Origin of the sequence: Actinocorallia populi (assembly GCF_002995495.1) — a bacterium.
In the GTDB taxonomy this organism is placed as follows: domain Bacteria; phylum Actinomycetota; class Actinomycetes; order Streptosporangiales; family Streptosporangiaceae; genus Actinocorallia; species Actinocorallia populi.
In genome coordinates this window covers 1,068,251-1,088,365 of sequence record NZ_PVZV01000001.1, presented here as the reverse complement: position 1 = coordinate 1,088,365, position 20,115 = coordinate 1,068,251, and the positions used below count along the sequence as shown (strand labels likewise).

Sequence of the window (20,115 nt, the reverse complement as noted above, 5' to 3'; positions counted from 1 at the left end):
CAGATACTACGGAGAGTAATCAATCGGTAACACTACTTCGAGGTAAGGAATCCGTTTCAGCCGGTGCGCAGCTCCAGCATCATCGCCTCGACCGCCAGCAGCGGGTTGACGTTGGCCGCCAGCCGCCTGCGGCAGTCCATGATCGCGTCCAGCCGCCGGATCACCGCCTCCGCCGGAAGCTTGCGGGCGTGTGCCTGCAGTTCCGGCAGCCGGTCGGCGTTGACGAGCGGCACGGACGCCCCGAAACGCAGCGTCAGCACGTCCCGGTAGAACGACGCCAGGTCCAGCAGCGTCCGGTCGAGCGCGTCGCGCTTCGTCCTGGTCGCCCGGGACTTCTGGCGGTCCTCCAGCTCCTTCATCGCCCCGGCCGTGCCGCGCGGCATGCGGCCCTTGGCGGACTCCCCCAGCGCCTGGCGCATGGCGGCCGTCTCGGACTCGTTCAGCTCCTCGGTGAGCGCCTTGGCCTCCGCCTCTGCCGCTTTGACGAGCGCTTCGGCCGCCATGACGGCCGGTCCCACAGCCGTCAGCCTGGCCGGGACGGAGAGGATCTCCTGCCTCCGCTGCCGCGCGGAGGGATCCGCGGCGAGCTGGCGGGCCCGCCCGATGTCGCCCTGCGCGGCCCTGGCCGACGCCGAGGCCAGCTCGTACTCGACACCGTCGCGCTGGACGAGAAGGTCCGTGACGGCGCCGGCGGGCGGCGTCCGCAACGTCACCAGCCGGCAGCGGGAGCGGATCGTCATGACGAGATCGTCCGGAGACGGCGAGCACAGCAGCCACACCGTCCTGGGAGGCGGCTCCTCGATCGCTTTCAGCAGCGCGTTGGCGGCGGCTTCCGTGGCCCTGTCGGCACCCTCGAACAGTATGACCCGCCACCGGCCTCCGCTCGGGCTGGAGGCGGCTCGCATGACGAGCTCACGCGTCTCCTTCACCGAGTACGACAGGCCCTGGGGGCGCACGACCTCCAAGTCGGCGTGCGTGCCCTGCAGCACCTGGTGGCAGTTCGCGCAGTAACCGCAGCCCGCAGGCTCCTCAAGGCACTGCAAAGCCGCCGCGAAGGCCGTCGCGGCCGTCTCTCTTCCAGAACCGGGCGGGCCGGTGAACAGCCACGCGTGCGTCATCCCGCCGGTCCCCTGCCGGGCCGCCGTCACCGCCGCCTGGAGCTGCGCGACGACCGGCCCCTGACCCACCAGGTCGTCGAACACCGTCATGACGCCAGGCTAAGCCCTCCGCCGCGGCGCCACGACGCCGACGGGACGATCAGGCATCAGTGATCACCGGGAAGGTCGAGGTGATGTCCTCCGCCGATGCCGGGACCGGGTCGGGGAGGATGCTGAGCACCTTCTCCTGGATCTGCCGGGTGATCTCGGACTGTGCCTGCGCGGCGTCCACCACGAGATAGCGGTGCGGCTCGGCGTCGGCCAGAGCACGGAACCCCCGCCGTACACGATCGTGGAAATCCTCCGGCTCGGACTCGATGCGGTCGGCCGGAGAAGCGAATCTGTTGAGGCCCACGGACGGCGGAACGTCCAGCAGGACCGTCAGATCCGGCTTCAGTTCGGACGTCGCCCACTCGTTGACGGCCAGGAGTTCGTCGACGGGCAGCTCTCTCCCGAAGCCCTGGTAGGCCAGAGACGAGTCGATGTAGCGGTCCGTGATGACGATCGCGCCGCGGTCCAGCGCCGGGCGGACGACGGTGTCGACGTGCTGGGCACGGTCGGCGGCGTACAGAAGGGACTCCGCGCGGAAGGAAAGCGCGGTCGTCTCCCGGTCGAGGAGGATCGCGCGGAGCCGCATCCCGACCTTGGTGGCGCCGGGTTCGCGGGTCATCACGGCGTCGAATCCGTTGTCGCGCAGCCAGATGGCGAGCAGACGCGCCTGCGTCGTCTTGCCCGCGCCTTCGCCGCCTTCGAAGGCGATGAACAGGCCGCGCTCCTTCTTCGGGACGGGCGGAACGTAGGGCACGCCCGTCAGTGCACCGGAAAGGTCGCGGCGGAGCGGGATGCCACGCCGGTCGTCCATCGACCGGTACGCGACCAGCCCGGTGATCAGGGTGAGGAGCGCGGCGGCGAGCAGGACGCCGTTCGTGCCGTCCGCCCGGTACGCGAGTTCTCCGGCGCGCAGGAGGTGTGCGCCGATCGCCCCGGCCGCCAGCGGCGCCAGCCCCAGGACGACGATCAGCGCGATCCGGGACATCGCCTGGAGGTAGCCGGAAGCCCGTTCCCGCAGTTCCTCCCGGATCTCCTCGTCGACCAGGGCGTGGCCGCCTCCGACCGCCGCGCCGGCGCCCAGGCCGACCAGCGCCGCCAGGAAGAACAGCGCCACCAGGTTGTGGACGAGCGCGACGGGCACGAGGACGAGCGATGTGCAGATGAGGGTCAGTCCGAACAGGCGCCTTCTGCTGAAGCCGGGCAGCATGCGCGGGCCGAGGAACAAGCCGAAGCCGAGGCCGACGAAGACCGCGGCGAAGACCATCCCGTACCCGGCGTCACCGCCGTGCAGGGCGTCCACGTAGATCCGCGAGACGCCGAGCACGGACGCGCAGGCGATGGACGCGCCGATCAGGCCGACGATGAGGCCGCGGACGAGCGGCGTGCCGCCGACGTGCTTCCAGCCGTCCAGGATCTGCCCGGTCAGGGACGGGGCGGAGACGGGATGCCGTTCACCGCGGAGCGAGAACACCGTCGCGAGGCTCGCCAGGAACACCGCGGCGGTGACGTACAGGGTGAGATCCGGGCCCGGAAGCACCGCCTGCGCGACCAGCGCGACGACCGCGAACAGCAGCCCCGCGACGGGAGCGGAGCCGTACACGGCCAGAAGGGCGAGTTTCCGGGCGCGTTCCAGCTCCTTCTGCGGCACCGTTCCGGGGACCATGGCCTCGCTCGCCGCCCGCCAGAAGAGTGTGAAGAACTCCACCAGGAACGCCGCGATGAACAGCCACTCCAGCCTGCCCACGAGCGGGACGGAGACCACCAGCCCGACGCGCAGCACGTCCGTGACGACCATCGTCCAGCGGCGGTCGAGCTGCTCGGCGATCACCCCCGCCAGCGGGCCGAAGATCACCACGGGCAGGAGCTTGGCGACCAGCACGGCGCCCACCGCGTACGCCCCCGACGTGTAGCCGTCCGTCGAGGACCATGCGAACGCGGTGAGCGCCAGCAGGCTCAGCCAGTCCCCCAGGCCGGACAGCGAGAGCGCGATCCACAGCCGGCGGAACGGCTTGATCCGGAAAACGCCTGGATTGTTCATGCCAGGCAGGGTATCTGCGGTGGTGTCCCTATGCCTTGGACTTGGCGGTCCTCTTACGAGCCGGTTTGGGCCCGGCCGCCGCCACCTTCTCCCTACGCTCCTGCAGCAACTCCGCTGCCCGCTGAATGGTGATCGCCTCGACCTCGTCGCCCTTGCGCAGCGACGCGTTGGTCTCCCCGTCGGTGACGTACGGGCCGAACCGGCCCTCCTTCACCGTGATCGGCTTGCCGGACGCCGGGTCGTTGCCGAGCTCGCGCAGCGGCGGCGCCGCGGCCCGGCGGCCCCGCTGCTTGGGCTGGGCGTACAGCTCCTTGGCCTGCTCGATCGTGACCGTGAAGATGTCCTCCTCCGAGGCCAGGGACCGGCTGTCGGTGCCCTTCTTCAGGTACGGACCGAACCGCCCGTTCTGCGCGGTGACCTGCTCGCCGTCGAGCTCGCCCACCGTCCGCGGCAGGGACAGCAGCTGCAGCGCCTGCTCCAGGGTGACGGTGTCCAGGGACATCGACTTGAACAGCGAACCGGTGCGCGGCTTGGGGGCGCCGGGCTTCTTGCGGCCGGAGGCGGTCGTGGTGACCTCCTCCGGGATGATCTCGGTGACGTACGGGCCGTAACGGCCACTCTTGGCCACGATCTCGTAGCCCGTCTCCGGGTCCCGGCCCAGCGTCCTGTCACCGCTCGGCTGCGCGAACAGCTCGTCGGCCTTGGCCTTGTCCAGCTCGTCGGGAGCCAGTTCCTCGGGGATGTTGCAGCGCTGGCCGTCCCGGTCCAGGTACGGCCCGTACCGGCCGACCCGGATCATGGTGCCGGGGTCGTCCTTCACCGGGAAGGACGACACCTCCTTGGCGTCGATGCCCCCGATGTCGCTGACCAGCTCCTTCAGGCCGTGCTCGCCGTGGTAGAAGCTGGTCAGCCACGGCACCCGCTCGGTCTCGCCGCGGGCGATGGCGTCCAGCGACTCCTCCATCTGGGCGGTGAAGTCGTAGTCGACCAGATTGCCGAAGTGCTGCTCCAGCAGCTGGACCACGGCGAACGCCAGGAACGCCGGGACGAGCGCGGTGCCCTTCTTGAAGACGTAGCCGCGGTCGAGGATGGTGCTGATGATCGAGGAGTAGGTGGACGGGCGGCCGATCTCCCGCTCCTCCAGCTCCTTGATCAGCGAGGCCTCGGTGTAGCGGGCCGGGGGCCGGGTGGAGTGGCCCTCCGCCAGCAGCCGCAGCGCCTCCAGGGCGTCGCCCTCGGCCAGTACGGGCAGCCGCGACTCCTGGTCGTCGGTGCGGCTCTCGGGGTCGTCGGCGCCCTCCACGTAGGCCTTGAGGAAGCCGTGGAAGGTGATCGTGCGGCCGGACGCGCCGAACTCGGCGCTCTCCCCCGACGTGGACTCGCCCGTGATCCGCACGGACACCGACTGGCCCGCCGCGTCCTTCATCTGCGAGGCGATCGTCCGCTTCCAGATCAGCTCGTACAGCCGGAACTGGTCGCCGGTCAGGCCGGTCTCGCCCGGGGTCTGGAACCGCTCGCCGGCCGGGCGGATCGCCTCGTGCGCCTCCTGGGCGTTCTTGACCTTGCTGGCGTAGATGCGCGGCTTATCCGGCACGTACTGCGCGCCGTACAGGGCGCCGGCCTGCGCGCGGGCCGCGGCCACCGCCGTCTCCGACAGCGTGATGCTGTCGGTACGCATATAGGTGATGTAACCGTTCTCGTACAGCTTCTGCGCGAGCTGCATCGCGTACTTGGGCGAGAAGCCGAGCTTGCGGCTGGCCTCCTGCTGCATGGTCGTGGTCCGGAACGGCGCGTACGGCTTGCGCGTGTACGGCTTCTGCTCGACGGAGGCGACCTCGAACGGGCGGCCCTCCAGCCGCGACGCCAGACCGCGCGCCTCCTGCTCGTCCAGCTTGCGGACCGAGCCCTTCAGCTCGCCCCGGGAGGTGAAGTCCTTGCCCTGCGCGATACGGGTGCCGTCGACGGACACCAGCTTGGCGGTGAACCTGTTCGGCTCCTCGGGGCGCCCGGTGGCCAGGTCGACGCCGACGTCCCAGTAGTGGGCGGAGACGAACGCGATGCGCTCGCGCTCCCGCTCGACCACCAGGCGCGTGGCCACCGACTGCACGCGGCCCGCCGACAGTTTCGGCATGACCTTCTTCCACAGCACCGGGCTGACCTCGTAGCCGTAGAGGCGGTCGAGGATGCGGCGGGTCTCCTGGGCGTCGACCAGCTGCAGGTTCAGCTCGCGGGTGTTGCGGGCGGCGGCGCGGATCGCCTCCGGGGTGATCTCGTGGAAGACCATCCGGTGCACCGGGACCTTGGGCTTGAGGACCTCCTGCAGGTGCCAGGCGATCGCCTCGCCCTCGCGGTCCTCGTCCGTGGCCAGGTAGAGCTCGTCGGCCTCGCTGAGCAGCTTCTTCAGCTTGGCGACCTGCTGCTTCTTGTCGGTGTTGACGATGTAGACCGGCTCGAACTCGTGGTCCACGTTGACGCCGAGCCGGCCCCACGGCTCGGACTTGTACTTGGCGGGCACCTGCGCGGCGTCCGCCGGCAGGTCACGGATGTGACCGATGCTGGACTCGACGACGTAGCCCTTGCCGAGGTAACCCGCGATCTTCTTCGCCTTCGCGGGCGACTCGACGATCACCAGGCGGGTACCTCCCGGCTTGCTGCCGTTAGTGGCTGGCACAGCGTTCCGACCTATCCATATCGCTTCAAATCCGACACTTGATCGCCCGTGGGCTTCTTCAGTCGACGTTACCCGTGTCGTGACGGGTCCCCCGTCGTGCGGACTTCCCGCACATGACGCGACGATAAACCCTCGACAGGATGACACGCCCCCCGACCGACGAGACTCGAGACCTTCCCCGAGGGTTCACCCCCCGGCCCTCATCTGTCATGATGCCCTTGATGGTGGAGTACACCTATCTCATCGTGAATCTGCCGGCGGGGACCACACGAGAGGTCGCCCGGCAGATCATGACCGAGCACGCCGAGTACGGCGGCTGGGAACTGCACACCGTCCGGGTCCATCGGGACGGGCGGCGGCGGATCCAGCTTCGCAAGAAGATCATCCGACAGCGGAGCACGCTGCGCAGCCACACGTAAAAAAGGCTTTGCCCGCCCCGGCCGCGCATCCGGGACGAGCAAAGCGATCTTGGGTTCAGCCGCCACGGGCCCACCGGAACCGACCGGCCCCGCCCCCGTGGTCGCCCCTGCCCCGACGGCCGCCACGGCTGTGACGGCCCCGCGGGCAGAGCCCCGCGGCCCGTTCGAGAACGTGCCCGCCCTCTCGGGAGGACCGGCCGGCTCGGGAGGACCGGCCGGGGGACCGCCCGGAGATCCGTCCCGAGAGCAGTGACGCGGCCGCCAGGAGGAGAGTCGGCGGCGCGCCCGCCAGCAGGACGTGGACCGGCCCGCCTCCGGCCGGACGTCCCCTCGGGGCAGCCACCATGGCCCCTGGGGAGGTGTCCGGCCGGAGGGCGGGCAGGCCGTCGTACGGACCCTGCTCCAGCAGACCGGGCAGGGCCCCTCCGAGCACCGTCAGCACCTTGCCGGTTCGCGCCGACGGTGCCGTCGGAAGCTCACCCGCCCGCGGGACGGGCGCGTGGAGCCGTTCGGCGGAGGGGGCGTCCGCGCACGCCCCCCGAGCACAGAAGGCGCAGGCGCCCGCGGCGAGGAGGACGGCCGAGGCACCGCTCCTGACCCACGTGCGCATACGACTCCCGAGGACACGGCTCCCACCGGCCGGACGACCGGCGGAAGCAAAGCTTCCCCCTACGAAGCGTCACTGTACCATCACGTGAAGTCAATGGGGAGGTGAAAGCGCAGAAGAGTTATGCGTTGTCGAGGAAACGATCCAGGACCCGGACACCGAACTGCAGTCCGTCCACCGGTACCCTTTCATCGACACCGTGGAACATTCCCGAAAAGTCGAGATCCGCAGGGAGCCTGAGCGGGGCGAACCCGTAGCAGCGCATTCCCAGCGTGGCGAACGACTTGGCGTCCGTACCCGCGCTCAGGCAGTACGGGACGGGGATCGCGCCCGGGTCCGCCCAGGTCAGCGCCTCCTCCATCGCGCCCACGAGATCCCCCTCATAGGGCGTTTCCACCGCGATGTCGTAGTGCACGAATTCCCGCTGCACCTTCTCGCCCAGCAGCTTGTCGACGGTCTCGAAGAACTCCTTCTCGTAACCCGGAAGGAAACGCCCGTCTATCTGCGCCTCCGCGTGCTGCGGAATCACATTCGCCTTGTATCCGGCGTCCAGCCGCGTCGGATTGAGCGTGCTGCGCAGCGTCGCGCCGATCATCCGCGCCAGCGTCCCGAGATGCGGAAGGCACGCCTCCGGGTCCTTCGGATCGAACTCGACCCCGTACGCCTCGCAGGCCTGCTCCAGAAAACGCCGTACCGTGGCCGTCAGCCGCACCTGGAACCGGTGCTCACCGATGCGCGCCACGGCCTTCGCCAGCTCCGTCACCGCGTTGTCATCGTGGATCATCGACCCGTGGCCGGCCGTGCCGACGGCCTTGAGCCGCATCCACGCCAGCCCCTTCTCCGCCGTCTCGATCAGGTACAGCCGCCTGTCGCCCGGCACCGTGAGGCTGAAGCCCCCCACCTCGCCGACGGCCTCGGTGCACCCCTCGAAGAGCTCCGGGTGGTTGTCCACCAGCCAGTGCGCCCCGTAGGCGCCCCCCGCCTCCTCGTCGGCCAGGAACGCCAGCACGACGTCCCGCCTGGGCCTGCGCCCCGTCCGCGCCCGGTCGAGGACGGACGCGAGGATCATCGCGTCCATGTCCTTCATGTCGACGGCCCCGCGCCCCCACACGCACCCGTCCGCGATCTCCCCGCCGAACGGGTCGTGCGTCCAGTCCGAGGCCTGCGCCGGCACCACGTCCAGGTGCCCGTGCAGCAGCAGCGCGTCCCGGGACGGCTCCTCCCCCTCGATCCTCGCGACCACGCTGGCCCGCCTGCGGTCGGACTCCAGGATCGTCGCCTTGATCCCCGCCGCCTCGAGCTTCTCGGCCACGTACTCCGCGGCCGCCCGCTCCCCCGGCCCCGCGTTGTCCCCCGCGTTGCTCGTATCGATCCGGATCAGATCCCGGCACAGCTCAACGACCTCGTCTTCCATCCCCATCCCGGGCCCTCTCCCTCCACGTCCGACCGGCACTCCCCCATCCTCGCAGTTGATCGAATCGCCCTTCACCCTCAGCCTTTGGTACAGTTACGACGCACCGCGCCCCAGGGCCGCGGCAGCACCCACGTCCGGGTGGCGGAATAGGCAGACGCGCTAGCTTGAGGTGCTAGTGCCCTTTACGGGGCATGGGGGTTCAAGTCCCCCCTCGGACACCAAAGTTGTACATGTCCGGATATTTTCGGGCAGGGTCGACCGTCACCCGAGGTCAGCTCCGGCTGAACTCGGGTGTTTTCGTTTCCGGGCGTTCCTCCTTTCAGCTGCTGCCTCGGGTTGGTCTAACCGGCCCGCCGGTCGACGATGACCCGCGCCGTTCCGGGGAGGTCGGCCCGCAGGGAGCGGGTCCGCGGGTCGTAGACGAGCTCGATGCGGCGGGCGTGCAGATATCCGATGACGTCCTCGACACCAGGTGCCTGTGTCTCCGGCAGGTCGGCCGGGTCTGTGGTCAGAAGCAGGTACAGGGCCGGCAGACGGGCCAAGAGAAGGTCTTCACGCACATAGAGGTTCTTCGGACGTCGTGGATCCGGGCGGGAGGCGCTGGTGTGGCCGTGACGGCAGCGGTAGGCGGCCCGGCCGTTGGCCCAGCAGGACTCCAACCGCCGCTCACACAGACCACAGCGCAGCAGGCCGGCCAGCAGATACGCCCGGTCGGAACGACCGCGGCGGGCGTGGATGCCCTGGACGGCGACGAAGTCGGCTTCGCTCACCAGGGCCTCATGAACGGGACGTTCAGAGATCGCCCAATCGTCAGGCAGGCCGCGGCGCTGCACCTGCCGGTGCCCCAGACCTGTGTTGCCCGGGTCGATCAGATCGTGGGCTGAGGGCTGGCGGTTCCACACCTCGCGGCCGGTGTAGCGGGGATTGGCCAAGATCGAACGGACCGTGGTCAACGCCCACCCATCACCAGAGCGGTGGGCGTTGCGCTGCGGGTCGGCTGCCGACGGGCACGGGACCTGCATGTCGTTCAGCGTCCGGGCGATGCGGGCCAGGCTCTGCCCCGCCAGCCGCTGCGCGAACATCCACCGCACGATCGGCGCCGTCTGCGGATCCGGCTCCAACCGATGAGCCCGACGCCCCCACGCCGCATGCGCCCGATTCGGATGGGGCCCAGCATCTGCCAGGCGGTATCCGTACGGCGGACGGCCACCCTGATACCGGCCCTGAGCTCGCACCTGGGCGGCCATCGCGGTCATCACCCGCATCCGGGTCCGAGCGATCTCCCGCTTGGACTGCACCCCCAACGCGACCATCAACCGCTCGTGTCCCTCAGCATGGAAGTCGACCCGGCCTCCCGCCTCCGGCAACCACAGCTGGACCCCGTAGTGCTCGAACAGCGGAGCCATCAAGCTGAACTGATTGCCGTAGAACGCCCGCTCGTACTCTCCCACCACGACCGCATCAAAGCTCCGATCGGGATCGGCCATCGCCAACACCAGCGCTGCTGCCCGGGTGCGCCGGGCCCACGGCAGCACCCGGCTCTCCCCTACATCGAAGAACTCCGCCGTGATCCGCCCGAACCCCGCCACCAGAGTCTCAGCCTGACCACGCTGCCGATCCCGGGACGTCACCGGATCCTGGTAATCCTCCGTCGACACCCGCCCGTAGAACGCGAACCGCAACCCACTGCTTCTCCGCAACGATGCCGGGCGGCTCTTCGAGCGTTCCGCCCACGCCAGTAGCCCGCCGCCTGCTTCCGTACCCACGTTCGGTAGCGCCACGGCCTCTCCCTCTCTTCGGAGCGGAAGCACCCACTTTCAAGATGACCAGTACAGGAGGAATCGATTCAGAGGAATCCGGAAGTTCCACCTATGTAGCTTCCCGGCAACCAGGGAAATCTCCCTGCCCGAGGAGTGCCGTCCGCCGCCGTTCTCTCCACTGCGGCACCGGTGCGGTTCGCCGCCAGGCCGGAGTTTGCACCACTAGGCGATCTTTGTGGGACAGTGCCCGACATGTTGGGAACCAGTGCCGGACGCCTCTTGGCCGTGGTGTTCTCTGCCGTCTTGATGGCTCCGGCCGGAGCCTCCACCGCTGCGGCAAGAGATCCGCTGACCCCCGTCTGGGTCAGTCCTCTCAAGGGCGACAGCGACTTCAGCGCCATCGTCGCCCCGGACGCGAAGAACGTCTGGGCGTTCGGCACCACCCGTTCAGCGGGCAAGGCGAAGCCCCTCACCTACCGCAAGAGCGGCTCCACCTGGAAGAGGGTCCGGCTTCCGAGCGGGTTGAACGGCAGAATACAGGCGGCTGACGCCTCATCCGCGAGCAACATCTGGGCCGTGGGAGGCGGCTCGTTCAACCGCGGAGGCAGTGCTTATCTGCTGCACTGGAACGGCGAACGCTGGAAGCTCGCCCGGCGCTGGAAATCGGCCCTTCCTCTGACCATCGCCGCCACCGGCAGGCGTGGAGTCTGGGTGTTCGACTTCTCGCGGCCCCGCGCGCTGCACTTCGACGGCCGACGCTGGCACAAGGTCGAGACTCCGGTCCCCGTCTTGAACGCCGCCGCCCGAGGGAAGACGGCCTGGGCCTCAGGCCCCGACGGGTACGGCAAGACCAAAGTCATGCGCTTCGACGGTCGACGCTGGAAGCTCTCGAACCCGGACGCCCTCCTGCCGAAGCACACCAAGGAATCCATGACCTTCTTCGGTGAACCGGCCTTCGCGGGCGAGAACGTCTGGATGGTCGCTCACCGCGTCGCGAACCGCAACGACGACAACCCGAAGATCGAGTCCTTCCTCCTTCGCCACGGCAACGGCAGGTGGCGGAAGGAGAAGATCAGCTCCGCCTCCACGATCAGCTACACCCCCGTCCCCGATGGCAGAGGAGGCCTCTGGCTTCTGACCTCCAAGAACATGTCCGACCAGAACGGGGACCTGGAGTACGACCTGGTCCTCGCCCACCGCACCGCCACCGGACGCTGGAACGAACGCTTCCTCGGCCACGTCGATGAGGAGACCGCAGGCATCTCCGAGTTCGTCCGCATCCCCGGCACCCAGCGACTCCTCGGCGTCGGCAGCGTCGAACCACCTGGAAGAGACGAGAACGCCGCGATCTTCGAACTCTCCTGAAACACTTCCCCGAATACTTCAACGTGTACGAGCTCTGCGGTTCCCCCTGGTCAGCGGACACTTTGTCCGTGTTGAAGGAGAAAACTCACTTTGCCGCCGGTCCTATCCGGCCGTTCAGGCCGCCTCGTGAGCGGTGAGGGTGAGACTGGCATCGTCCTGGTCTATGGCGATGTTCAGAGAGGCTTCGAGGCCTTTGGCCAGCTTCGCCAGCAGCGACAAAGTCGGGACGGTGTCCGATCCTTCGATCCGGGAGATCTTCGCCTGGGTCAGACCACACCGCCGGGCGAGTTCTTCTTGGGAAAGCCCCAGGGCCTTGCGGCGGTCGTAGACGACCTGGGCCAGAGCCATGGAGAGGCTGATCTCGCGATCGAGCTCCTTCAACTCCGGCGACCTGCCGTCCTGCTCAGTGAGCTCTTTGTCTCTGGCGAGCTTCCAGCGACTGTGGTTCACCCCAACTCCTCCTGATCGACGTCGCGTTCGAAAACCTCATGTGCCGGCCCGTGCTCGGCCTCGCAGATCTTCTTCATCTGCTTGGCCCGGTCGACTTCCGCATCCTCGCGCATCTTGGTCTTACGGAATACCGTCAGCAAGACCACCGTGCGACGCGAGGTCAGCCAATAGGTGATCCGGAAGGCCGTTCCGGCGATCGTCGGCCGAAGTTCACGTACGCCCTCGCCGAGATGACGGGCATGCGGTTCTCCTAAACCCAACGGGTCCGCGGCCAGAAGCATCACCATCCGTTCCACCTTCCGGTAGTGCCGCGCAGGCAAGGCCTCCAGCCAGGTACGCACCTCGGGCTCGATCTCGACGTCGTACAGACCAGTCATGTCGTCCACGGTATATGTCGTCCATGACATGGGCAAGTCGGACCGAGGAAGGCGGGATGACCTGTTCCCGGCATGGCAGGCCCGGTCCCTCGCCGTGAGCTCCGAGCAGGCTGCCGAGCTCGCATACGAGACCACCGCCATCGCCCGGACACGGGATCGGCGCGGATGCGACATGGGCTTCTCTCCGCAGCACAGCCACGGATGCCGAGTTTCGGCACTCGGATCAAATGATGCACGACACAACCTCAACCCACGCCATCACGCAGCAGACGGGAATGCGGCCGACACCGTGACCGTGCAGCTGATATCTGGCCTGACGGCCGGGTGCCGACCTAACGCATATCAGGACACGCGTATGCGGCACATGTCGCTCATGAGGTAGGCGGGGACATGTGCCAATGGTCGCGCTCTCCCCTCGGACACCACAGCAGTACAGAACGCCAGGTCTTCGACCTGGCGTTCTACTGTTTACGGCCGTGGAGGTTCATCTCGGTGGCCCTTCGCCTCAGATCAGACGTAGGGGCGTTCGACTCTCCCTCCGAGCCTCACCGTTCGTTCACGGACCGCATCCAGACGGAAAGCCACGGGGGTCGTCCATGCCGCGGCGGCCCGGGGCTCAGAAGGGTTCGACCAGGATGTCGCGGGGCGTCCCGTCGTGCTCGCTTCTTTGGGCGAGGCGTTGGAGTTGCCCTTCGTGCACGTCGCTCACCCATTCCCAGCCGGGCTTGGCCGATGGGCCGACTCGTGGGTCGGCGGGGACTCGGCCGGTGCGCAACGCGAGTACATACGCCCGGTCCTGGTCGATCCGTGCCTGTACCTGGTCGGATCCGCCGACGGAACCGTGGCCCGGGACGACGGCGTCAACACCACCCGCCACGCCTTCGAGCAGCCGTAGCGCGGTGAGGTAGTCCTCGATCGGGTCCGTGGTGCCTTCCAGGTCGAGCATCGGAACCAGGACATCGGAGAGCATGTCGCCGGCGACGAGGACCCCGCGTTCTTCGATCAACAGCGCCGCGTGGCCCGGGGCGTGCGCCTGATGCTCGATGATCCGGACCTCGGGGCCGTCCCAAGGAATGCGCGCGGTTTCGGCGGGCAGGCCGGTGATGAGGCCGAAGAGGTCCAGCGGTACCTGCCCGGCGATCTCCGTCTCAAGCAGGTGGTCGGCGATGCGGGCCTTCGCACCCGCATCCGACAGCTGATCCCGGACAGCGGTCGCGCAGCGCGCCGTGCCGTAACGGGGCGCCTCGCCGAGCCGGGCGTGCCAGAGCAGGTGATCCCAATCCGGATGCGTAGAAAACCCTGCCACAACGGGCTGACCCAACTCCGACAGGTCGTCCGCGAGGCAGTCGATCTCGGAGCCGGTCACCCCGGGGTCGATGAGCAGCACACCGGCCCGGCCCTGCACCACGACGGCGTTGCTCTGCACGAACTCGCTCTCGTGGACCAGCACGCCCTCGGCGACCCGCCTCAGCACGAGATCGCCTCCTTCGCATCCCGGACGGCGTAGCGATGCATCGTGACGCCCTGCTCGAACGATCGCTGCTCCAGCAGGCCGAGATCGACCGGCAGGCCGTAGTCGTCGAACAGCGGCCTGCCGAAGCCGATGAACGAGGGCATGAGCGCGAGTGCCTGCGTCTGCGCGTTGGCTTCGCGGTGCAGTTCCTCGTCGATGCGCAGCCACTCGCCGGCGCCGTTGTCCCCCGGAACCTGCTCGATCCGCAGGTCGAGGGACACCTGCATCGAATAAACGAAACGGCCCACCAGCTCTCCTTCCCCTAGTGATTGCATTCTGCAACCACTATAGGGGGAACGAAATGTCCGATCAACGCCGCCATCGCGCCCTCGCCCCGGAACGCGTTCTGCGGGTGGCGGGCCGTCCGGGCGCGCAGCAGCCCCTCCGGCTCCGGCTGGTCGAACATGCTCGCCTCGGAGAAGCCGTGCCTTCCGGTCACGGTGCTCCGATGGAAACCGACCGGTTCCCCGCCGTCCGCGACTTCGAACTCACCCTCACCGTCATGGGGGTGCCGCGCTCTCCCTCACCGACGGCAACGCCTGGCCGAGAAGCCACGGACGGTCGGGGCAGGGCCTAATCAGGGGCGATGAGGCGGAGGTCGACTGCGGCCAGGAGGCCGGGGAGGGCTCGGACGAACTCGCGGTCCTTCTCGCGTTCGGGTTCGGGGAGGCGGGGCCAGTCGACCATGCCGGGGTGGGTGCGGGCGGTGTCGTCGCGGTGGGCGCCGTGGCGCCAGCCAGCGCGCAGGCGCTCGTTCCGCCAGCGGTCGTGCTCCAAAGCAGCGAGTTCCTCGATCTGGGAGTCGGAGAACTCGAACGGGCGGGGTACCTCGAAGATCGGCGCGATCAGCAGATTCGCCCGGAGGAGCTTCTCGCCGATGTGCGCGACCTGGGCGCGGCTCGCATGCCGGAACGTCTCGGGCAGCTCGTCCCACGTCACGTCGCTCGCCGCCCGGGTCCCGAAGCCCAGATAGCGCCGGTGGATCGAGCGCGCCAGCTGCTCGACGAGGTCATGGTCGTCGAACTCGGCACGGCACGCCGACTCGGTCACGCCGAAAACCCCGAGGGCGCCGCGCAGCCCGTCGAGGAGCGCGTCGGACTGGAAGAGGCCGTCGTACGTCAGGGACTGCTCCAGGCAGACGACGAGGCTGCGCGGACGCCCGTGCCAGAGGGGCACCGCGGTCAGCGCGCCGCGCAGCGCCGTGTCCGGGTCGCACAGGTAGGTCTGGTCGGGCAGCTCCCCGGACGCCAGCCGCCCGGACCAGGCACGGAGGTTGAACTCGGTGGTGGGCACGTCGAGAGGGCGGGCATCCCAGTGCGCCAGGACCGGGTGGGCGGCCAGCAGCGTCCGCCACATCCGGGGGGCGTCGGCGCCGACGAGCGTCAACCGCGCCCTTCCGGGGCCGTGCAGTTCCCGCTGCCTTCTGGCGAGTTCCACGACCAGGCTCCGTGCGAACGCCCCGAGCCCGACGACCAGCACATGACCGAGCTGTTCCCGGTCGCGCTCGGCGGCGAGCTCCCGCGCCGCGAGCTGCGCCGGGTTGACGAACTCCACCCGGGCGGCCTCCTCGTTCTCAAGGCCGAGACGCCGTGCCCGCAGCGCATGGCAGAGCTCGGGATCCGGCACCCATACGTAGGACTTGATGGGCGGCCGATCCCCACGCTGCACGGACACGATCGCCATCGCCGTGCTCATGTTGGCCGAGGTGTCGTCGGAGAAGGCGTAGACCGCGGCGGCCCGGCTCACTCCCGCCGCCCGCAGCACTCCCGGCGTGGGCGTCCCTCCCTCTACGCTGAAGTATCTGCCGGTCGCGCGCCCCGTCTCCCCGTCACCGACGAAGACCACCCGCTCTCCTCGCTCGAGCAGTCTCTCCACGAGAAGGACCGCCTGGGTGCTCTCTCCCCAGACGACGATGTGCCCGCTCCACCTCCGCCGCACGTTCCAGCCGCGGACGCGCTCAGAGAACAGGTACACCGCGACTTCGGCGATCGCGTAGAACGTGGCCAGGGGGACGAGGAAGCGCGCGAACTGGAGTTCGGTGTTCAGTTCGACGTTCTCCAGGCCGTCGCAGTCCAGGGTGAACAGCTGGAGGTCCCAGTAGACGAGGTCGGTGAGCGACGCCTGGTCCTGGTGGGCCTTCATCAGGCCGACGTAGCCGAGCACCAGGCCCGTGAGGGTCGTCAACGCGAATCCGAGGCGCGTCAGCAGGGCTCCCCGCCAGCGCGAATGTGTAATACCTGACAAATTAGCCCCTAAGCATCAAAAGGAGAAGTATGCACCTGAATACATATAATCTGGACGACACAAGATCTGGAAGGATCCGCCGCGAGATGCCCGAGGAAACCCGCCCCCCACACGCCCCCGGATGACCGGATGCGGCCATTCGGGAACCACCCGGACCGGGAGGACGTCCGCCTCCGTTCCCAAAATGGCGAGATAATGGCCTCGGACAGGACGGTCGGGAGGCCAATTGACTCGGATAGGGATCACGGGACACGTGCGCTTCGGGGAACGGACCGCCGAACTCGTGGAAAAGGCGTTGCGCGAGATACTGAAGAAATGGGCGGGAAAAGAAATGACCGGGGTGAGCTGCCTCGCCCCGGGAAGCGACCAGATCTTCGCCAAAGTGATTCTTGAGCTCGGCGGGAGAATAGAGGTGGTGCTGCCTGCACGCGACTACCGGGAGGTCGGCATTCCGACACGCAATCTCCGTGAATTCGACAGGCTCGTGTCCGCCGCCGATTCACTGCGGGTCGCCGATCCGGGGAAATCCGGGCCGGATACCTACCTCGCGGCCAGCAAAGAGGTGATCGCCAGTTCCGATCTCCTGCTCGCGGTGTGGGACGGCACCCCGGACAGGTCACCGGGAGGCACCGGCGACGCGGTGGCGCACGCCCACTCGGAGGGGGTGCGGGTCGAGGTCGTCTGGCCCGCGGGGGCGGTCCACGGCTGAGCAGCAACCGATCCTCTGGATCGCTTTCGACGCCCTTGTCCGCTCCTTGAAGATCCCCCCGTGGCATTTATGCAAATTTTCCACGATCAGAGGTACGGGACAAGATCATCATGGTAAAAAGCCTTCATAGTCACGCAGTGTGACTGAGGTCCATGCTGTGACTAGTCCATGCCTGGAACCCTGCCGAGCTGCGTGGCGTCTCAGTGAACGGTACCGCTCGCAAAGGAAGCAAGCCATGGAAAACATTTCCGTTCCCGTCCGGACCGAGATCTCGAATCTCGTCGGTGTTTCCCTCTCCGGCCTCGCTGGAGACCGCGATTCGGCGCGCCTGGTGAACCAATTCGCCGGTCGCCTCGTCGCCGCCGCGGCCGAACCCAAGCGCTCTTTCAATTCCTCACTTCCGCCACGGGACTGACGTTCCTCAACTGGCGAAACTCCTGGAGTCTGGTGAATCAGTGACCTTCAGCCAGTTCGTCGTCAAGGTGCACAGCAGATGTGATCTGGCATGCGATCACTGCTACGTCTATGAGCACGAGGACAGCAGTTGGCGTGGCAGGCCTGCTGTCATGTCCCTGGAAACGGCGGACCGGGTCGCCGAACGCATAGCCGAACACGCCGCGATCAACGGCCTGCCGGAAGTGCACATCATTCTCCATGGCGGAGAACCGCTGCTGGCCGGACCCAAGCGTCTTGACGCCATCATCGGATCTTTCAGAGCGAAAATCGGGGAAGTCTGCCAGGCAAAAGTACTCGTCCATACCAATGGAGTGAGGCTCGGCCGTTCCTTCTGCGACATATTCCGGGCGCACGGGGTGAAGGTCGGAATATCGCTCGACGGCCACAAAGAGGCCAACGACCTGCATCGGGTCTACCGCAGCGGGCGCAGCAGCTACGACCGCGTGATCCGTGGCATCGAACTGCTGCGCACCGAGTATCCGGAGCTCTACCTGGGGCTCCTGTGCACGATCGACCTGAAGAACGACGCCCGGACCGTCTACCGTTCCCTGCTGGAGCACGATCCGCCCTCCCTGAACTTCCTCCTGCCGCACGCGACCTGGGACGCCCCGCCCCCTGGAGAGCGCGAGGGATACGCCGACTGGCTGACGACGATCTTCGACGAATGGCACGCCTCCGGACGACCCGTGCCGATCGTGCTGTTCGACTCGGTCCTCGGCAGCCTGCGCGGTGATCCGAGCGCCGCCGAGGCGCACGGCCTCGACCCGGACGACGTCGTCGTCATCGAGACCGATGGTGAGATCGAACAGGCCGACTCGCTGAAGACCGCCTACGACGGCGCGCCCGCGACGGGCCTCAACGTCTTCCGTGATCCGTTCGAGGAGGTCCTCGCTCATCCGGAGGTCGTCGCGCGCAGGAAGGGCCTGGAGAACCTGGCCCCGGAGTGCCTCGGCTGCCCGGTCGTGTCCGTCTGCGGCGGCGGGATGGTGGCCCACCGGTACGGCAGGGGGCGGGGGTTCGCCAATCCGAGCGTCTACTGCGAGGATCTCAAGAAGCTCATCACCCACATGGGCAAGGCTGCACCGCCACCGCGCGCGTTCCCCCGATTCGACGTCCTGGCGGCGGGCGGGCACGCCCCGGAGTCGCTGGCGGAGCTCGCCGCGGGACAGCGGGTCGTACGCCGGGCCCTGTTGGCGCACCTGATCGGCGACCGCGGCCTGCGGAACCTGCTGGAGCGCGCCGACCGCACCGAGGGCGCCTGTCTGGACGAGGTCATCGGTCATCCGTTCTTCTCGCTGTGGGCGGCCGGCCGGCTGGCGACGGGCGCCGATCCCGGCCGCATCACGTCCTACGCGGCGGCCGTCGCCGTCCGGGCGCGCCTGACCGCCGACCTCGTCCTCACCGGCTCGGGCGGACGGTTCCATCTGCCGACGCTCGGTTCCTTCACCGTCGAGGGCCGGGACGAGACGGCGGTGCGGATCCACGCGGGTGTGCTCGACGCGCCGGGGGGGCCGCTGCGCCGTACACCCGTCCTGAGCGCCGACGGCTTCTCCGTCCGGCTCGAGGACGACGACCCCGGCCTTGCGGACACGGGCTGGCCGGTGCTTTCAAGGCTGGCGGACGACGAGATCGACCGCTGGCGGGACGCGTTCGGCGAGGCCGTGGCGGTCCTGCGCCAGGATCACGCGCCCTACCTGGCCGCTGTCCAGGCGACGATCAGCACGCTGGTGCCCCTCTCCGGACCGGTCGACGGCCGCTCCTTCGTCGTGCACCGCCATCTCCTCGGCGCCGTGGGGGTGTGGTGGCGCGACGATCCGCGCGTTCTCGCCGCGCTCCTGCTCCAGGGCCACCAGCTCATGAAGCTCCTCGCCCTCCAGGACCTCGTCGAATTGCACGACGGGTCCGACCCGGAGTTCGCCGACGCGCTCGAACGGGCCTATCTGGCGATGGTCGTGCCCGGGCCGAGGCCGGATACCGCCAACTTCGCCGGAGCCTCTTGCCTCACCCCTGCGGGACGTCGTTTCGTGGCGGCCATGGGCCGACACGGCATGACGCGATGAGCGGATCGGAACTCTCCGCGGCGCTGCGGCGTCTCGGGCTCGGCGCCGACGCCGTCGTCCTGGTGCACTCCTCGCTCAGGTCGCTCGCTCCCCTCCCGGGCCGGGCCGCCGCCCTCCTGGACGCCCTGCGCGAGGTGACGGGCCCCGGCGGAACGGTCGTCGTTCCGACCTTCACCCCCGAGAACTCGCGTACGTCGTCGGCCTACCTGACGGCGGTCCGCGGTCTGGGGCCGACCGGTCGAACCGAATATCACAGGCGGATGAAACCGTTCGATCCGGCGACGACGCCCTCGGCCACCGGGCTCTTCACCGAGTACCTGCGAACCTCCGAAAACGCCGTCCGCAGCGCCCATCCGCAGACATCATTCGCGGCGGTCGGTCCGCGCGCCGATTTCTTGACGGCCGACCATGCGCTGAATTGCCATCTCGGTGAGGAATCGCCGCTGTCCCGCCTTTATGACGCGGGCGCGCTCGTCCTGCTGATTGGCGTCGGCTATGGCAGGTGCACGGCGTTCCACCTCGCCGAGTACCGCTACCACGAGAACCCTCCGGTCCAGGAGTACCAGGCGGTCGTCCTGGACCGGGGCGAACGGAGATGGCGCCGGTTCCGGGACATCCGGCTCGACGACTCCGACTTCGAACTGCTCGGAAAGGAGATGGAACGGGAAGTGCCTGTGGCACATGACACCTTCTTCGGTTCCGAGCTGCGCATGTTCGCCCTTCGCGACGCGGTCGACTTCGCAAAACGATGGCTGCGAGATGTCCGGATTCGTCATGAGACTTCCCAAGATGCGGTGCATTAGATAACCTCCCTGCACGGGAGG

General features: G+C 68.2%; 16 protein-coding genes and 1 tRNA gene. 7 read left to right on the top strand and 10 right to left on the bottom strand.

Features of this window, described 5'->3' with window-relative positions; all coding sequences use genetic code 11:
- Positions 1-56: 56 nt before the first annotated feature.
- Genes C2865_RS05325 through topA form a run of 3 tightly spaced genes read right to left on the bottom strand, consistent with a single transcriptional unit; the run spans position 57 to position 5,875 of the window.
- Positions 57-1,208, bottom strand: a complete 1,152-nt coding sequence (locus C2865_RS05325; protein WP_106397110.1) for a DNA polymerase III subunit delta' — start codon at positions 1,206-1,208, stop codon at positions 57-59.
- Between the two features lie 49 nt (positions 1,209-1,257).
- Positions 1,258-3,246: a dTMP kinase gene (gene tmk / locus C2865_RS05320; protein ID WP_106397109.1), complete on the bottom strand. Its 1,989-nt coding sequence runs from the start codon at positions 3,244-3,246 to the stop codon at positions 1,258-1,260.
- Positions 3,247-3,274: 28 nt separating this feature from the next.
- Positions 3,275-5,875, bottom strand: a complete 2,601-nt coding sequence (topA, locus tag C2865_RS05315; protein ID WP_232835366.1) for a type I DNA topoisomerase — start codon at positions 5,873-5,875, stop codon at positions 3,275-3,277.
- Positions 5,876-6,138: 263 nt separating this feature from the next.
- On the opposite strand from topA, the gene C2865_RS05310 reads away from it, so the two are divergent.
- A complete protein-coding gene (locus C2865_RS05310; RefSeq protein WP_106397107.1) occupies positions 6,139-6,336 on the top strand; it encodes a DUF5703 family protein in 198 nt (65 codons plus the stop codon).
- Between the two features lie 728 nt (positions 6,337-7,064).
- On the opposite strand, the gene C2865_RS05305 is transcribed toward C2865_RS05310, so the two are convergent.
- The gene (locus C2865_RS05305) at positions 7,065-8,363 is read right to left on the bottom strand and encodes a M20/M25/M40 family metallo-hydrolase (protein ID WP_106397106.1); all 1,299 of its coding nucleotides are present in this window, start codon (positions 8,361-8,363) and stop codon (positions 7,065-7,067) included.
- A gap of 126 nt (positions 8,364-8,489) precedes the next feature.
- Between C2865_RS05305 and C2865_RS05300 the strand changes: the two genes are divergently transcribed.
- A tRNA-Leu gene (locus C2865_RS05300) sits at positions 8,490-8,578 on the top strand.
- Positions 8,579-8,698: 120 nt separating this feature from the next.
- On the opposite strand, the gene C2865_RS05295 is transcribed toward C2865_RS05300, so the two are convergent.
- On the bottom strand, positions 8,699-10,039 hold the full coding sequence (locus C2865_RS05295; RefSeq protein WP_198652932.1) for a recombinase family protein: 1,341 nt from the start codon (positions 10,037-10,039) through the stop codon (positions 8,699-8,701).
- A gap of 330 nt (positions 10,040-10,369) precedes the next feature.
- On the opposite strand from C2865_RS05295, the gene C2865_RS05290 reads away from it, so the two are divergent.
- The gene (locus tag C2865_RS05290) at positions 10,370-11,482 is read left to right on the top strand and encodes a hypothetical protein (RefSeq protein WP_157963573.1); all 1,113 of its coding nucleotides are present in this window, start codon (positions 10,370-10,372) and stop codon (positions 11,480-11,482) included.
- Between the two features lie 114 nt (positions 11,483-11,596).
- Here C2865_RS05290 and C2865_RS05285 read toward each other — a convergent pair whose 3' ends face one another.
- From C2865_RS05285 to C2865_RS05265, 5 genes are all read right to left on the bottom strand, one after another.
- Positions 11,597-11,932 (bottom strand): helix-turn-helix domain-containing protein, encoded by a 336-nt coding sequence (locus C2865_RS05285; protein ID WP_106397104.1) that lies wholly within the window; start codon positions 11,930-11,932, stop codon positions 11,597-11,599.
- Positions 11,929-12,309 carry a type II toxin-antitoxin system RelE/ParE family toxin gene (locus C2865_RS05280; protein WP_106397500.1) on the bottom strand — a complete coding sequence of 127 codons (381 nt, stop codon included), beginning with the start codon at positions 12,307-12,309 and terminating at the stop codon, positions 11,929-11,931. Before C2865_RS05280 ends, C2865_RS05285 begins: the two co-directional genes overlap by 4 nt.
- Before the next feature lie 616 nt (positions 12,310-12,925).
- A complete protein-coding gene (locus tag C2865_RS05275; protein ID WP_106397103.1) occupies positions 12,926-13,783 on the bottom strand; it encodes an MBL fold metallo-hydrolase in 858 nt (285 codons plus the stop codon).
- A complete protein-coding gene (locus tag C2865_RS05270; RefSeq protein WP_106397102.1) occupies positions 13,777-14,070 on the bottom strand; it encodes a hypothetical protein in 294 nt (97 codons plus the stop codon). The genes C2865_RS05275 and C2865_RS05270 overlap by 7 nt, the downstream gene beginning before the upstream one ends.
- A gap of 325 nt (positions 14,071-14,395) precedes the next feature.
- Positions 14,396-16,006: a RyR domain-containing protein gene (locus C2865_RS05265; RefSeq protein WP_106397101.1), complete on the bottom strand. Its 1,611-nt coding sequence runs from the start codon at positions 16,004-16,006 to the stop codon at positions 14,396-14,398.
- Positions 16,007-16,319: 313 nt separating this feature from the next.
- Between C2865_RS05265 and C2865_RS05260 the strand changes: the two genes are divergently transcribed.
- From C2865_RS05260 to C2865_RS05250, 4 genes are all read left to right on the top strand, one after another.
- The gene (locus C2865_RS05260) at positions 16,320-16,775 is read left to right on the top strand and encodes a hypothetical protein (RefSeq protein WP_232835365.1); all 456 of its coding nucleotides are present in this window, start codon (positions 16,320-16,322) and stop codon (positions 16,773-16,775) included.
- 235 nt (positions 16,776-17,010) lie between these two features.
- Positions 17,011-17,190 (top strand): hypothetical protein, encoded by a 180-nt coding sequence (locus C2865_RS39235; protein ID WP_157963572.1) that lies wholly within the window; start codon positions 17,011-17,013, stop codon positions 17,188-17,190.
- Positions 17,191-17,230: 40 nt separating this feature from the next.
- Positions 17,231-19,291, top strand: a complete 2,061-nt coding sequence (locus C2865_RS05255; protein ID WP_106397099.1) for an FxsB family cyclophane-forming radical SAM/SPASM peptide maturase — start codon at positions 17,231-17,233, stop codon at positions 19,289-19,291.
- A complete protein-coding gene (locus tag C2865_RS05250; protein WP_106397098.1) occupies positions 19,288-20,094 on the top strand; it encodes an AAC(3) family N-acetyltransferase in 807 nt (268 codons plus the stop codon). The genes C2865_RS05255 and C2865_RS05250 overlap by 4 nt, the downstream gene beginning before the upstream one ends.
- The last annotated feature ends 21 nt before the right edge of the window (positions 20,095-20,115 follow it).

Bases quoted from the DNA above. Each gene is read 5' to 3' on its own strand.
- C2865_RS05280 (WP_106397500.1), bottom strand. From the start codon at position 12,309: ATGACTGGTCTGTACGACGTCGAGATCGAGCCCGAGGTGCGTACCTGG.
- C2865_RS05325 (WP_106397110.1), bottom strand. From the start codon at position 1,208: ATGACGGTGTTCGACGACCTGGTGGGTCAGGGGCCGGTCGTCGCGCAG.
- tmk (WP_106397109.1), bottom strand. From the start codon at position 3,246: ATGAACAATCCAGGCGTTTTCCGGATCAAGCCGTTCCGCCGGCTGTGG.
- C2865_RS05310 (WP_106397107.1), top strand. From the start codon at position 6,139: ATGGTGGAGTACACCTATCTCATCGTGAATCTGCCGGCGGGGACCACA.
- C2865_RS39235 (WP_157963572.1), top strand. From the start codon at position 17,011: ATGGAAAACATTTCCGTTCCCGTCCGGACCGAGATCTCGAATCTCGTC.
- C2865_RS05250 (WP_106397098.1), top strand. From the start codon at position 19,288: ATGAGCGGATCGGAACTCTCCGCGGCGCTGCGGCGTCTCGGGCTCGGC.
- C2865_RS05290 (WP_157963573.1), top strand. From the start codon at position 10,370: ATGTTGGGAACCAGTGCCGGACGCCTCTTGGCCGTGGTGTTCTCTGCC.
- C2865_RS05305 (WP_106397106.1), bottom strand. From the start codon at position 8,363: ATGGGGATGGAAGACGAGGTCGTTGAGCTGTGCCGGGATCTGATCCGG.